Annotated in this window: 13 protein-coding genes; 4 read left to right on the top strand and 9 right to left on the bottom strand. The window is 68.5% G+C overall.

Going from position 1 to position 14,011, the window contains the following annotated elements; genetic code table 11:
- Nucleotides 1-791, top strand: a 791-nt coding sequence (locus E1261_RS45965; protein ID WP_202874725.1) for an HNH endonuclease signature motif containing protein, incomplete at its 5' end; no start/stop codon positions are given.
- Between the two features lie 1,491 nt (nt 792-2,282).
- Here the strand turns inward: E1261_RS45965 and E1261_RS15270 are convergent.
- Nucleotides 2,283-2,852, bottom strand: coding sequence for an isochorismatase family protein (locus E1261_RS15270; protein WP_202874724.1), 570 nt, complete (start codon nt 2,850-2,852; stop codon nt 2,283-2,285).
- Between the two features lie 110 nt (nt 2,853-2,962).
- Between E1261_RS15270 and E1261_RS15265 the strand changes: the two genes are divergently transcribed.
- Nucleotides 2,963-3,472, top strand: coding sequence for a MarR family winged helix-turn-helix transcriptional regulator (locus E1261_RS15265; protein ID WP_132407096.1), 510 nt, complete (start codon nt 2,963-2,965; stop codon nt 3,470-3,472).
- A gap of 16 nt (nt 3,473-3,488) precedes the next feature.
- Here the strand turns inward: E1261_RS15265 and E1261_RS15260 are convergent, their stop codons facing one another.
- The 4 genes from E1261_RS15260 to E1261_RS15245 form a co-directional block, all read right to left on the bottom strand.
- Nucleotides 3,489-3,905 (bottom strand): PPOX class F420-dependent oxidoreductase, encoded by a 417-nt coding sequence (locus E1261_RS15260; RefSeq protein WP_202874723.1) that lies wholly within the window; start codon nt 3,903-3,905, stop codon nt 3,489-3,491.
- Between the two features lie 54 nt (nt 3,906-3,959).
- Nucleotides 3,960-4,355, bottom strand: a complete 396-nt coding sequence (locus E1261_RS15255; RefSeq protein WP_132407092.1) for a nuclear transport factor 2 family protein — start codon at nt 4,353-4,355, stop codon at nt 3,960-3,962.
- A gap of 34 nt (nt 4,356-4,389) precedes the next feature.
- Nucleotides 4,390-4,770, bottom strand: a complete 381-nt coding sequence (locus tag E1261_RS15250) for a VOC family protein (protein ID WP_132407090.1) — start codon at nt 4,768-4,770, stop codon at nt 4,390-4,392.
- Between the two features lie 112 nt (nt 4,771-4,882).
- Nucleotides 4,883-5,209, bottom strand: a complete 327-nt coding sequence (locus tag E1261_RS15245; RefSeq protein ID WP_132407088.1) for a winged helix-turn-helix transcriptional regulator — start codon at nt 5,207-5,209, stop codon at nt 4,883-4,885.
- A gap of 64 nt (nt 5,210-5,273) precedes the next feature.
- Here E1261_RS15245 and E1261_RS15240 point away from each other — a divergent pair, with 64 nt between their 5' ends.
- Nucleotides 5,274-6,116, top strand: a complete 843-nt coding sequence (locus tag E1261_RS15240; RefSeq protein WP_132407086.1) for an NmrA family NAD(P)-binding protein — start codon at nt 5,274-5,276, stop codon at nt 6,114-6,116.
- Nucleotides 6,117-6,155: 39 nt separating this feature from the next.
- The gene (gene holA, locus E1261_RS15235) at nt 6,156-7,139 is read left to right on the top strand and encodes a DNA polymerase III subunit delta (protein ID WP_132407084.1); all 984 of its coding nucleotides are present in this window, start codon (nt 6,156-6,158) and stop codon (nt 7,137-7,139) included.
- Nucleotides 7,140-7,228: 89 nt separating this feature from the next.
- Here the strand turns inward: holA and rpsT are convergent, their stop codons facing one another.
- The 4 genes from rpsT to E1261_RS15215 all read right to left on the bottom strand — a co-directional run bounded on the left by rpsT (nt 7,229) and on the right by E1261_RS15215 (nt 13,922).
- On the bottom strand, nt 7,229-7,489 hold the full coding sequence (rpsT, locus tag E1261_RS15230; RefSeq protein WP_132407082.1) for a 30S ribosomal protein S20: 261 nt from the start codon (nt 7,487-7,489) through the stop codon (nt 7,229-7,231).
- Nucleotides 7,490-7,581: 92 nt separating this feature from the next.
- The gene (locus E1261_RS15225; RefSeq protein WP_132407080.1) at nt 7,582-9,000 is read right to left on the bottom strand and encodes an FAD-binding oxidoreductase; all 1,419 of its coding nucleotides are present in this window, start codon (nt 8,998-9,000) and stop codon (nt 7,582-7,584) included.
- Complete coding sequence (locus E1261_RS15220) at nt 8,976-10,832, bottom strand: ABC transporter ATP-binding protein (RefSeq protein ID WP_132407078.1); 1,857 nt, start codon at nt 10,830-10,832, stop codon at nt 8,976-8,978. The genes E1261_RS15225 and E1261_RS15220 overlap by 25 nt, the downstream gene beginning before the upstream one ends.
- Before the next feature lie 3 nt (nt 10,833-10,835).
- Complete coding sequence (locus E1261_RS15215; protein WP_132407076.1) at nt 10,836-13,922, bottom strand: type 2 lanthipeptide synthetase LanM family protein; 3,087 nt, start codon at nt 13,920-13,922, stop codon at nt 10,836-10,838.
- Between the last annotated feature and the right edge of the window lie 89 nt (nt 13,923-14,011).

Raw genomic sequence — 14,011 nt, 5'->3', positions numbered from 1 at the left:
GCCTTGTCACCAAAGGAATGCGGCGCGCCCTGAACACCCGAGACCGCGGCTGCGTCGTCTGCGGCGCCCCACCAGTCCAATGCGACGCCCACCACCTCAGATCCTGGATCGACGGCGGCACCACCGCAGTCAGCAACCTGGTCCTGCTCTGCCGCATTCACCACGTCGACCTGCACGCCGGCAAATGGGTCATCACCATCACCAACGGCAAAGTCCACGTCACCCTCCCGACCTGGGCCAACCCACCATCGATCAAACGCCGAACACCCCCAAGAACCCCAGCCGAACCATCACTGGCCACTACGCGCGCCCACGCCACCTACACCTCCAACACGACCCAACCCAGCACGACCCAACCCGGCACGACCAAGCCCGGCACGACCCGACCCGGCATGACCGAGTCCGGCGCGACGGAGACCGGCGCGACCGAGTCCGGCATGACCGAGCCCGGCGTGGATGAGTCCGGCATGGATGAGCTGGGCCGGAGTGGGCCTGGCAGAAGTGGGCCTGGTCTGAGTGAGCTCCGCATAGACGAGTTGGTTGCGAGAGGGCTGCAGGCGGGTGAGCCTGGCGTGGACGGGCTGGTTCGGTGTGGGCCCGATGCGGGCGGGGACGAGGGGTCTGTGCTGACGGCAACGGATATTCGCGCGGCCACCATGCGTGCTGTCTGGGGCGAGGACCTGCCACCCGAACCGCCACGCCATACACGGGTGAGTCCACCGCCCGACTTCGATCCCTGGGGAGACGCCGACACCGATCCCGCACCATCACCACCCTGCGCACCCCGGTGACCTCGACCCCGGTGGGCCACGGGCGCCGAGGTGGTAGGGCGGGGTTCGTGACCTGCGCGCTGCCGTCAGTTGGGATGACGGTGCCGTCCACGCTGGATCCTGTCGCCTCAGCCCCAGTGCGAATGTCGTTTCGCGGTGCATGCAGTCGCAGGCTCGCGTGCTCGTCATCAGCCTGTTGAGGTTGCCGCCGAGGCCTGCCAGCCCGTGCCGTGCCGTGGTGCCAGCCCGATCCGTGGTGGCAGCCCGTGCCGTGCCGTGGTGCCAGCCCGATCCGTGGTGGCAGCCCGTGCCGTGCCGTGGTGCCAGCCCGAGCCGTGGTGGCAGCCCGTGCCGAGCCGTGGTGCCAGCCCGATCCGTGGTGGCAGCCCGTGCCGAGCCGTGGTGCCAGCCCGATCCGTGGTGCCAGCCCGTGCCGACCCGTGGTGATCTGACCGACGGGTGCAGGAACTGGCCGGCCGTGCACATCATCGTCCACTGGCCACGCTCGTCCACTGGCCACGCTCGGCCACTGGCCACGCTCGGCCACTCGGCCACCAGCGATCAGCCACGAGGTCGAGCCAGCATGCTGGTCAGTCCGAGCCGCTCCGCGAGTGCACGCCATGGCCGGCTCGAGTTGCCATCCCAAATCTCTTGCGACTGTGGCCTGGCTGATGGCAGCACCGCAGCTCCCGAACCACGGCTCGGTCGCCTCCGGCGGCAGGAGGTTGGTCGATGGGAGTACGGCGCCAGCCACAGTCCGGGGGCAACACGACAGGAGGTTGGTTGCTGGCAGCAACCAGCTCCTCGGCCGACGGGCTGGCCCGCCGAAGGGGCTTCGGTCGAGCGGCGTGGTGGACGGGTAGTTGCCCGCCTCCGCACCGCTAGTTGAGCGATGAGGAACGGCGCCGTGGCCCAGGCCGGATGTGGATTCGTCTGGCGGCTGCGGATCGCCTCGTGTGAACGCTCTGCTTGGCGTCGAGGAGGGGACTCGGACGCGTTTGTGGCCTGGCTGATGGCAGCCCCGCAGCTCCCGAACCACGGCTCGGTCGACTCCGGTGGCGGGAGGTTGGTCGATGGGAGTACGGCACCAGCGACAGCCCGGTGCCAGGATGACAGGAGGTTGGTTGCTGCCAGCAACCAACCTCCTCGGCCAGCGGGCCGGCCCGCCGAAGGGCTCGGTCGAGCGGCGTGGTGGGCGAGTAGTTGCACGCTCCCGCACCGCTCGTTGAACGACGAGGAACGGCGCCGTGGCCCAGGCCGGATGTGGGTTCGTCTGGCGGCTGTGGATCGCCTCGTGCGAAGGCTCTGCTTGGCGTCGAGGAGGGGGACTCGGCCGCGTTCAGTGACAACGGTCAGTCGGGAGACAAGCCTGTGGCCAACGTCGCGTGGCCCTTCAATAGTCTCTGACTCGTTGTGGATCGCCGGTCAGCCGCACGATGGGGTGAAGATCGAGGACAATAATCGGGAAAGCACCATGAGGTCTCGCATCGGCCCCACGACGACGGGGCCAGGTCAGCGTGCGAAGGCGACGGTGGCCGCCGGGTGGGTGATGTCTGGTTGGTCGCCTAGTGACCAGGCGGCTACTCGGGAGACGGTGTGGGCCGGGATTGATTCGCTGACGCCCGGTACGGCGGGGGCGTCGTAGGTGCCGTGGGCGTCGTGGGGGAGGACTACGTGGTAGCCGCGGGCCAGGGCGGTGCGGGCGGTGGCGTGGACGCACATCTCGGACATGACGCCGCAGAGTGCGAGTGAGCGGACACCTGCGCTGACCAGGATCTTGCCGAGTGAGGTGGCGTCGAAACCGTCGTCGCGGGGTTTGCGGATGACGTGTTCGCGGGGGCCGGGCTTGGTGGGGAGGTAGAGCTCCCAGCCGGGGGTGCCGATCTCGTCGTCGGCGCCGGGCGGGCCGTCGTTCTGCAGGTGTACGACGACTGCGTCGGCGGCGCGGGCGCGGTCCAGCAGGTCGGTCGCTCGGTCGAGCAGTTGAGAGGCGTTCGGTACGGCGTTGTCGCCGGAGACGAACGCGGTCTGCAGATCCACGAGGATCAGCGCATCGGCACCAGGAAGGTCTTGTGCGGGCATGGGGGTCATCTTGGCGGCTGGGCGGTGAGTGAATCCAGCGGGTTTTCGGTCAGCAGAGCGATGACGTAACCTGAATGATCCATGGAAGATAGTTCTTCGGAAGATGTGTGATGAGTGAGCTGAACCGGCTGTACCGGGAGATCATCGGGCTGGAGATCGAGCTGTGGGACGGCATCGGTGCGCGGCTGAAGGCTGAGTGTGACCTGCCGCTGTCGTCGTTCGAGATTCTGCACCTGTTGCGGTCGCGGTCTGGGGCGCGGATCCAGGACATCGCCGACGAGTTCTCGATCACGGTGGGCGGTACGAGCAAGGTGGTTGATCGGCTGGAAGCGGCGGGCTGGTGTGGTCGGCGCGCGAATCCGGAGGACCGGCGTTCCTCGATCGTCGAGTTGACCGCGGCCGGCCGGAAGTTGGTGGACGGGGCGGCGAAGGTCTTCGAGGCCGAGTTGGAGCTGCGGATCGGGTCGGTGATTCCGGCGAAGTCTGTTCGCGAGGTGACTGAGGTGCTCAGTACGTTGCGGGCCGCCGGGCGGGCGGTGGACGCGGAGCGGAAGGCTGCGGGGCGGACGCCAAAGCCGGCGGCGGGGACGCCGAAGCGTCCCGGCCGACCGGCCTCGTGAAACGTAGGGAGCTGGATCAGTCTGCGATGCCGTCGAACGCGATGACCTTGTCGATGCGGCCGCGGACGAGGAGATTGCCGGGGCTGCCGTTGCGGTCGGCGTACTCGTTGGTGCGGTCCGCGCCCATGTAGCGGGCTCCGAGGAGGCCGCCCCAGCGCAGCGTCTCCTCCGGATCCTCGGAGATCTCGGCACGACCGTGCAGGAGGGTGAACGCATACGGGGCCACGTCCTCGTCGACGCAGAGGACGAAACGCCCGTCGCGGACGAGGTTGCGCCCCTTGACGCTGTGCTCCTCAGTGGTGAACACGAGGTCGTCGCCGTCGAGCAGGAACCAGATCGGCGCCAGGTGCGGACTGCCGTCGGCGCGGACCGTCGACAGCTTGCCGGTCCGGGTGCCGTGCATGACGAACGTCCGCCATTGCTCGTCGGTCATCTTGTGCATGATGATGCCTCTCGCGTTCGGGGGATGAGCCGGACAGCCTCGTGCTCAGCGGCCCCAGAAAGCGTCCTCGGCGGCCTGATCGCTCGAGAAGAGCCACATCTCGACGATCTTGCCATCCTGGAAGCGCAGCAGGTCGACACCGTCCATGGCCATCGACGTGTCGCCGCGGCTGCCGCCGAAGTGGATGCTCGCGGCAACCAGATCGCCGTTCTCCGTCACCGAGCGCAGCTTGTCGATGGCGAACGTGCCCTGGCTGGTCTCCATCATCTGGCCGAGCATCGCGAACACGGCGCCCTGCCCCTTGTGGTCGCCGGAGAACTGGTTGGCGCCGGGCTGGTGCCAGACGATGTCGCCGTCGAGGAGCTGCCCGACGACGGCGAAGTTGCCGGTCTGGACGGCCTCGAAGTAGGCGCGGGCGATGTCGATGTTCGTGCTGGTCATGCTGGCTCCTGGTGGTTGTCGAGCGATGTACGGACTACTGAGCGGGTGTGGAGAAGACGCCGAAGTGGTTGCCAGCGGCATCTTCCAGCCGAGCGAAGGTGATGCCCGCGGCGTCGGCGATGGGCTCCATCACGATCTTGGCGCCGAGCTCTTCGGCCCTCCGGGCCGTCTCGGCGACGTCCTGCACGAGCACGTAGAAGATCGCGTAGCTGGGAAAGGCGCCTGCCGATTCCCAGACTCCGCCCGCGGGCTGCTGGGCGCCCGGCGTCAGCACCGCGTGGTAGTTGACGCCCGGAAGGTTCGTGTTGAGCACGTACTTCCAGTCGAACAGCTCGCCGTAGAACTCCTTGACCTTCTCCGGCTGGTCGGTGCCGAACTCGAACCAGGCCACCGAGTTGAAGGCGGGAACGGTCATTGCACTCACTCCTTGGATCTGCGCGGGCAGGAACGATCGACTGCAGATCCAGGAAACCATATATATTCCAAGGAATCAAATTCCTAGGAACCATCTTCCTCAGCGGTACAGGTCAGGCCGTGGGTGGGTCCGGGACTTTCAGGGCCCAGGTGTTCATGGCTGTCAGTACGTCGCTGAGGCCTTCGCCGAGGGGGGTGAGTTGGTACTCGACGCGGGGCGGGACCTCGCCGTACGAGGTGCGGGTGACGATGCCGTGGGTTTCGAACTGGCGCAGCCGGCTGGTCAGGGTGTGCGGGCTGATGCCTGGCAGTGCGTTGCGGAGCGCGGTGAAGCGGTGGGGTCCGTGGAGTAGTTCGCGCACGATCAGCGTCGCCCAGGGGCCGTCGAGCAGGTAGAGGAAGCGGGCGACGCCGCACTCGGGGAGAGATGAATCCGTCACGTTTCGGAGCCTATCCCATTAGTGCAGTTGATGTAACTGGTGCATTGCATGCACTAATGGCGGCATGACCTTCGTGATTCATGGCGCCACTGGCGCCCAAGGTGCCCCCGTCGTTGCTGCTCTCGTCGCCGCGGGCAAGTCCGTTACCGCTCTGACCCGGAACCCGAACGCCGTCGTGGACGGCGCGCGCGTGGTGGCCGCCGGCTACGCATCGGCCGAGGAACTGACCGCGGCGTACCGGGGTGCTGAGGGTGTCTTCGTCCACCTGCCGATGGCTTCCGAGGAGGATCGCCGGCTGTTTGCCCGCAACGTCGTGGCCGCCGTCCGCGAGGCTCGCCCGGGGCGCGTGGTGTTCTCGACCAGCGGCTTCCCGGTCGATCCTGCCATCGGGGGTGCCGCCGCGACGCTGGCCGCGGAGCTCGCTGACAGTGGCGTGTCAACGGCGGTGATCGCTCCTGAGCTGTATCTGGAGAACCTGCTCATGCCGTACGTCGTCGATTCGGCCCGTCAGCGTGGTGTGCTGCCGTACGCGATCCGGGCCGACTTCCCCGTCTCCTGGGCGTCCCATCTCGATATCGCCGACGTCGCCACCACCCTCTTCGAGCGAACCGAGGTCACCGGCGTGGTTGCCGTCGGCCAGTACCCGGCGATCACTGGGCCTGAGCTGGCTGAGGACTTCGGCAGTCGGCTGGGCCGGCAGGTGGTCTTCGAGTCGCTGACCCCTGAGGAACTCCGGATCGCCCTCGCGCCTGAGCTGGGGGAGGCGGCGGCTGCCGATGTCGCGATGGTCTACCAGGCGATGAGCGCGTTGCCGGGCCGCTCGATCGACCCCGAGCGATCTGCTCAGAAACTCCTGGGCGTCACCCCGCGAAGCACTGCGCGCTGGCTGGCTGATCTGGAGGTGTGAGGGCGGTTTTGTCGGTGGCGGCGTGGGATGCTTGGGGACGTGGCTGTTCGTAGGGGTTCGGCGCCGAAGCTGGGCGATGTGTTGCTGGTGACCGGGTCCGAGGGGTTCTTGGCGGATCGGGCGGTGCGGTCGGCGATCGCGGCGGTGAAGAAGGATTTCGCCGAGGTGGAGACGACGGAGCTGGATGCGTCGACGCTGGATGTCGGGGTGTTCGCGGAGCTGACCGGGCCGTCGTTGTTCGCGGCCGAGCGGGTGCTGGTGATGCGCTCGCTGGAGAACCTGCCGGCTGAGATGGCGCCGCGCCTGATCGAGTACGCCGGTGCCGCGGCCGACGACATCCTGCTGGTGCTCGTGCATTCGGGTGGCCAGAAGGGCAAGGGCGTTCTCGACAAGCTGCGGAAGGCCTCTGTCACGGAGGTGGTGGCGACGGCGCCGAAGGCGTGGGAGTTGCCGCAGTTCGTGGCTGGTGAGATCCGGCTGCACGGTGGGAATGTGGACGAGCGGGCCGCGTCGGCGTTGGTCGACGCGGTCGGGCACGACCTGCGGGCGCTTGCCGGGGCTTGTGCTCAGCTGGTGTCGGACTCAGGCGGTCAGGCGGTTACGGCCGAGCTGATCGGTCAGTACTTCGGCGGCCGGGCAGAGGTGACGAGTTTCGCGGTCGCGGATGCGGCGATCTCGGGCCGGACCGAGCCGGCGCTGGAGCAGCTCCGCTGGGCGCTCGACTGTGGCGTCGCTCCCGTGCTGATGACGAGTGCGATGGCTGGCGGTCTGCGCGGGCTCGCGAAGTTCTCGAGCGCTCCGGGCGGGATGCGCGAGGCGGACCTGGCCCGGGAGGTCGGCGTACCGCCATGGAAGCTCAAGTCGCTGCGGCAGCAGTCGCGGGGCTGGACGCCCGGCGGGCTGGCGACCGCGATCAAGGCGGTAGCTCAGGCCGACGCCGACGTGAAGGGGGCCTCCGGGGATGCCGGCTACGCCCTGGAGCGGATGGTCATCACGGTCAGCCGCGCGCACGGCCGCCGCTGATCAAGCACCCGCAAGCGAGCACCCAAAAGCAAACAGGCACGCAAAAACGATCGGCCGGTCGGAACGACTGGCCGATCGTCAGGTGCGAATCAGAGCGAGGCGGCCTTCTTGAAGATGGCCGACTTGCGGTTGGCAGCCTGGTTGGCGTGGATGACGCCCTTGCTGGCAGCCTTGTCGAGCAACCGGCCGGCCACCTGGGCGGACTCGGTCGCCTTGGCGGAGTCGCCGGCCTCAGCGGCCTCCCGGAAGCGGCGCACGGCCGTCTTGAGGGTCGACTTCACCGACTTGTTGCGAAGTCGCGCAGCCTCGTTCTGACGGTTGCGCTTGATCTGGGACTTGATGTTCGCCACGTGAGCAGAGCCTCGATCAGGAGTATGCGGTCATTACAGGAAAGGGTCGCGCGCAATGCACGAAGGATCAGATTACCAACAAGCCCACCCTCTCACCAAACCGGCCGCCGCAGGGGCTGAGGCGACGTGAAGACGCCGTCCGGGTCGTACTTCGCTTTGATCTCGAGCAGCCGGCCCAGATTCAGGCCGTAGTAGGCGTCAGACGGATCTGTCAGATCGGGATCCGGATAGTTCTGGTACACGTGCCCGTTGCCGTACGGGTGGACCGCCGCCTGGGAGGCGGTCGCCCAGTCGAAGGCAGCCCGTTTGCGGTCCGGCTCGCCGAACGACTGGATCGTGGTCTCGACCATGAACAGGGCGTTCCGGTGCACGAAGGCGGTGGCGTCGGCGGGCACGCTGCCGATGGCCTGGCCCCACGGCACGAATTCGATCTCGCGCCGCTGGTCCGGGGCCGAGGTGCGCCAGTTCGCCACCAAGGCCTCGATCGCCTCGCGGGGCAGCCTCCGCTCGAAGAAGTCCGACTTCACGAAGCGTACGCCGGGATCCTGGTCGACCGGCCGGCCGCCGAGCTCGTCGTGCTGCGTCACTTCACCGTTGAAGCGATATTGGTACGTCGTGTCGCCGGCCGGCATCGGCTCGATCAGGATCCGCTCGGGTGCTGTGCCAACCTGGGCGGCCAGCTCGTCCAGCACGATCCGGACCCGCTGGCCGTCGTCGCCGACGTACAGGCCGAACACGACGGCGAGATGTGCCCCGTCCGGGGGAGCGGTGTGCAGGACCAGCATGCAGTTCAGTTCGGCCGGCGCGAACGGTGCGAATCGTTGCCACGCGTCGACCAGCTCGACTGCCTGATCGGCCGGCCACCACGCGGCGAAGGATGTCACCGGCACAGCTGGCGAGGTCCGCAGGACCAGCTGTGTCACCACACCGAAATGGCCGCCCCCGGCGCCGCGTAAGGCCCAGAACAGATCAGGCTCGTTGCTCGCGTCCACGGTCACCACGCGCCCATCGGCGAGGACGATCTGCGCGGCGACCAACTGGTCGACGGCCAGGCCGTAGTACCGAGCCAGCGGGCCGAAGCCGCCTCCGAGCGTCGCGCCAGCCACGCCGACGTACGGGCACCAGCCGAGCGGGAGGGTGCGCCCGATCGTCGCCAGTTCGTCCACAAGCGGGCCGATCCGAAGGCCCGGCCCGACCGTGACCAGATCACCGTCGACCGACATCGACCGCAGTTGCCCGACGTCGATCAGCAGACCGGTCGTCGACGAATGCTCCGCGAAGCTGTGCGCGCCGCTTCGGACGGCGAACTCCAGCTCGTGTTCACAAGCGAACGCCAGCGCGACCACCACGTCGTCCACGGACCCGCACCGGACCACGACGGCCGGCAGCAGATCGTCGTACCGGCCTATAAACCACTTGAGGACCGACGGGTACTGCGGATCCGCCGGCAGCAGCAGAGTTCCGTCGAGGCCGGCGGCCAGCGCCTTCAGCTCGGCTGGAGTGGGTGCCATGGTTCGCCCTTCGGGTCGAGGTAGGTGGAGGCCTGCAGGTGGAACAACTCCGCGTAGCGCCCACCCAGGTCGAGCAGTTCCTCATGGGTGCCCGACTCGGCGATCCGGCCGGCCGCCATCACGTGGATCCGATCGGCACTGCGAACGTTCGCGAACCGGTGCGAGATCAGCAGCACGGTCCGGCCGGCGCACAACGTGCGAATGTCGTCGAACAGTTCGCGCTCGGCGCGCGGGTCGAGCGCGGAGGTCGGCTCGTCGAGGATGATCAGCGGCGCGTCCCGGAAGAACGCGCGAGCCAGTGCGAGCCGCTGCCACTGCCCGCCGGAGAGATCGGATCCGCCGAGGAACTGCGTGCCGAGCTGGGTCTCGTACCCTTCCGGCAACTGCTCGACGAACCGGTCCGCCCGAGCCCGCCGGGCTGCCTCGATCATCGCCTCTCGATCGTCGGCCCGGGTCGGCCGGCCGACGGTGATGTTCTCCGCGATCGGGAACCGGTACCGGACGAAATCCTGGAACGCCACCGCGATCTGCTCGCGGGCCGCCCGGGTGCGCGGTTCGTCGAGTACGACGTCATCCCAGCTGACGGTGCCTCGAGTGGGCTGGTAGATGCCCGCCAGGACCTTGGCCAGCGTGGTCTTGCCCGAACCGTTCTCGCCGACCAGGGCGATGACCTCCCCGGCCCGGAGGTCGAGATCGATCTCGTGCAGGACCTCGGCGGAACCGGCCGGGTAGCGGAACGACACGTCGCGCAGCGCGATCCGGTCGAAGCCGGCCGGTTCTCGCGCGGTGGCCACCGCGCGGACCCGGGCCCGTTCCGGCTCGACGAAGGTGACGAAATCCTCGACGAACAAGGTGCTTTCGTGCAACCGGGCAGCACCGTCGGTGGCAGCCGCCAGCCGTTGCGCGAGCAGGGCAACCGCGACGATCGCCGTACCGGCTTCCGGCAGGCTCAAGCTGCCGGTGGCGACCAGCCGTACGGCGAGCAGGATCACTGCTCCGACCACCAGCCCACTGCCCAGCCCGCCCGCGAGACTGGCCCGCAACCGGATCCCGGCAACGTCGCGGACCGCCGCCAGCCTGGCGTCGTACAGGCGGTCGAAACGGGCCCGGAAGAAGCTGGCCAAGCCGAACGCGCGGACCTCCGCGGCGCTCTCCTTGGAGGCCATCAAGTCGCTCACATAGGCACGAGTCCGGTCGTCGTGGGTCATCCGGAAGGTGAACATGTAGAGCGCGCGGTTCGCATGGTGGGCGGCGAGCCAGAGGGGGACAGCGGCCACCGGCACGAGGACTCCCAGCAAGGGGCTGATGGTCAGTAGGCCGACCGCCACACCCAAGGCGCCAGTGGTGGCCACGAGTGTGCTCAGCAGCCCCGAGGCAAGCTGCACGGGCCGGATCTCCGCGGTCACCATCGCCCGTTGGAGGCGGTCGTAGAACGCCGGCTCCTCGAAGGACTCCATCGGCACCTGGGCCGACACTTCCAGGACCTGGGTCTGCGCGTGCCGTGCGACCAACTCGCCGACCACGCGTTCCCGTTCACGTTGGAACGAGGCGAGGAAGCCGAGTCCGATCGTCACCCCGGCCAGCGCGCAGATCTTCACACCGAGGCCCGCTGGCAGGCCTGTGCCGGCGCTCGTCAGGCCAGCCACGAGTCGGCCGGTCAGATATACCTGGAGGGCCGATCCGGCACCACCGAGGACCGCGGCCACCATCACGCCCGAGAACTCGCGGCGGGCACTGGCCCACACCATCCCCAGGGCGGCTTTGACCAAGCGCGCCAGCTGGCGCGGCCCTGCTTCGGTGACGGGGGCGTGAACAGCGTCCAGCAGAGCCATCAGTCACCAGTCCAGCAGTGCGACGGACGGTACGCCGACAGGATCCGCGGCCCGCAGTAGGCCGAATCCGATCCCTGCCAGGCCGACCATCAGGCTGGGCGTCGGCGTACCGAACGGCACGCCGCAGACGGGACCGTAGGCGCGGATCCCGGCCGCGAGTCCGGCGGCGTGCAGTTGAGCCTCGGCCAGCAGATCGGCGTCATCCAGAGCGAGCGCCGCGAGCAGGAGCAGTTCGATGCTGCCGGCGTCGCCGTGGCACAGGGAATGCGACAGCCCGAAGCCGTGGAGCCGGGTGTCTTCGATCGCCGCCTGCAGTTCATCAGCTGCTCCAGGTACGACGTCGAGCATTCGCAACCTGGAGAGCCCGATGCCGACGCTGCCGTGACACCAGGCGCGGATGGAGACCCCGTCCGCTCCCGACGTCGTGCGCACATCGCGCCAGGCTTCCCGGCCGGCGTCGTACAGCGTGCGTTCGTACTCGATCGCCTGGCGCGCAGCCTCCGTGTACGACGGCGATCCGGTCAGCCGGCCGGCCTCCGCCAGGGCCCAGCCGATCCCGGCCATACCGTGCCCCAGCCCGGCCAGCGGAACCTCCGCGAGGCCGGCCGAAAGCATCCCGGCCGGGCGCCAGCCGATCCCCGGCTCCCAGGGTTCCGAGGTGGCCAGCAACCGGTCGGCAGCCGCGGTGATCATCGCGGTGGCCGTGCTGTCCGGACGAAGTGCCTGGACAGCACGGAGAGCGGCGATGGTGCCGGCCGACCCGGCGACCAGGTCGTACTGGTTGTCAGAGGCAATGGTTTCGCCGAGCCCGGCGGTCAGCTCCGCGGCCGCGGTGAGCAGCGACTCGTCGCCCAGCAGGGATGACAACCGGGCCAGGGCGTAGGCGATGCCGGGCTGCCCTGCCATCCCGCCGACCCCGGCCGCCAAGTCGCGGGCGAGTTGGGAACGGATGGTGGCGACCGCCCGAGCTGCAAGCTCCAGATGCCGGCGGTCACCGGTCGCCCGGCCGAGTTCGGCGAGGAACAGAGCGACACCGGACAGGCCGTTGAACAGATCCGGCTCGAGCGGGCCGAGTGTCCAGTTGCGGCCCTGCTGTGAGCTCAGACCGAGCCACTGGGCAGAGCCCCTGGCCTCGAAGGCCGTTGCAGCCAACTGATCCCCGATACTCGCCGCGACCTTGAGCAGCTCATCCTTGGAGGCCGGCCGGTCCGCCCGCCGCAGGGCGTACTCCGGCAACACGACCTCATCGGCGGCATTGATCGCCGCGGTGGCCAGTGAGCCACGGATCAGGGCAAGCTGCCGATCGAGATGCTCCTCGTCCTGGGTCGCCAAGCGGGCCCTGGCCAGCTCCAAGCCGGACTGAAAGGGCGCGCCTACCGGCCGGTCGTCGCTGTCGACGAGCTGGCCGTCGTCCGCCCGGCAGGTGAAGAACGGAATGTCGTTGCGCCAGAGGTCACGCTGCTCGGCGGCGATGAAATCCGCGAGCATCGGCAGATCCACCACCTGACGCCACAGGTAGTCGAAGTGCCGGTCACGTTCCAGCGCGTCGCGCAGCAGGTCCGGATGGAAACCGGTCTGCAGCACGGTCGCGTACGCCATGGTCGACCGCAGGACCACCCGGACGGTGTCGCCGGCAAAGGCTGCCAGCGGACCGTCGTCCGCAAGCAGTGCGGTCTTGTGATGGCGACAGAGCCGGTGAAGTTCGGTGTAGCCGGCGATCAGGTCATCCGTGTAGTCGAGCAGGTTCAGCTCGACGTCCTTGGCCACCGGACGATGGTCCGGCAGGTCCACCGGCAGCCGTTCGAGTTGGACTCGCATCGCGTCGGTACCGGCATCGGTCAGGACCGGGTAGCCGACCGCAGTGAGCTGGCCGGGCCTACTGCCCAGACCACTGATGTCGACGCCACCACCGTCTTTGCTGCGCCAGGTCAGCGTCGGCAACAGCCCGACCTGGAGGACCGACCGCCGCGCCGCGGTCGCGGCGGCGTTCTCCGCATCGCCGGCCCGTGCTGTCGCAGCCGGTAGCCCAGGCTGAAGGAGGGTTTCGAGGTCGATGAGCACCGGGTCCTCCCCGGATGCGATCAGATTCTCGGCATGCATGTCGTTGGTGCCGAGCAGTTCCAGCAAGGCGAGGAGCGAGCCCTGGCGGTGATAGAACCGCCGGACCGCGGGCAGATCCGCACACGGCTTGGCGGTGATGAACTCGACCCAGCCGTACTCTCCTCGTTCGACGGCCCGCGCGGTCCGGAGCGGATGCGTCAGACCGGCCGCGTTGAGATGCTCGATCAGGTCCGTGAAGTGCTGGTCGACGCGGAGGGATCGAGGCTTGTAGATGACCTCCAGCCCGCTGGTCCAGCGGATCCTGGCGACGCTCTGACCGCGCCGGTGCCGGTCGCCGGTCCCGGGGAACACAGTGTCGACCGCACCAGGATCGGCGCCGCCACCGAAGACCTCACCGATCATGGCCGCGTCGGACACGAGCCTTTCGGTCAGGATCCGGGCGTTGGTCACCGCCTGGCCGGCGAGCACGCTCAGCTGCCGCCACAGGACCGGATAGTCGGTGAACAACCGGCGCTGACGATCGAGGTCGTCCAGACTCGCCAGGAACTTCTGGTAGCGCTCGGCGCTGGTGCCGTCGCCGAGCTCTCCGCGGAGCTTGGCCAGGTGGAGTTCCAGCGTTATCGTCCGGCTCATCATCCGATGCACCGACGTGCACAACGGCTCGAACAGTTGCGTCGTGATCGAGTCGCAGTCGACAACCTCGGAGGCGCCGGCCGCGCTGGTGACCTCGGCCAGCATGCGACGACGGGCCGGACCGAGCAGGCCGGCGGCCGCACGCTCGAAGTCCTCGCTGAGAAAGTCACCCGGGTCGCCGGGTACGGGACCGATGCGGGGCGCGTGCTCGGACTCGCTCAGTAGCTGGAGCAGTGTCGCCTCGTCCAGGCCGGACTGGACGAGGCGCCGTACCCAGAGGTCCGCGTCAGGGAGGAAATCCCGCCAGCGTTCCCGCCGGCGTTCGGCTACCTCGGCCACCGGGCCTGGCTGGCCGGGCCCGCGGTCGGCGAGCGGAACTGCGTGCAATGACTCCACGGGATCTCCTCTTTCAGACGGACCGGCGTCTCTGTCAAACGGACCGGCGTCCGGGCCGGACGCGACAGCATCCGGCCCGGACCTCGAGC

The sequence above is a fragment of the Kribbella albertanoniae genome (genome assembly GCF_004348455.1).
GTDB classification, from domain to species: domain Bacteria; phylum Actinomycetota; class Actinomycetes; order Propionibacteriales; family Kribbellaceae; genus Kribbella; species Kribbella albertanoniae.
The sequence above is the reverse complement of the archived record's forward strand: the minus strand, read 5'-3'. Positions and strand labels throughout refer to the sequence as shown.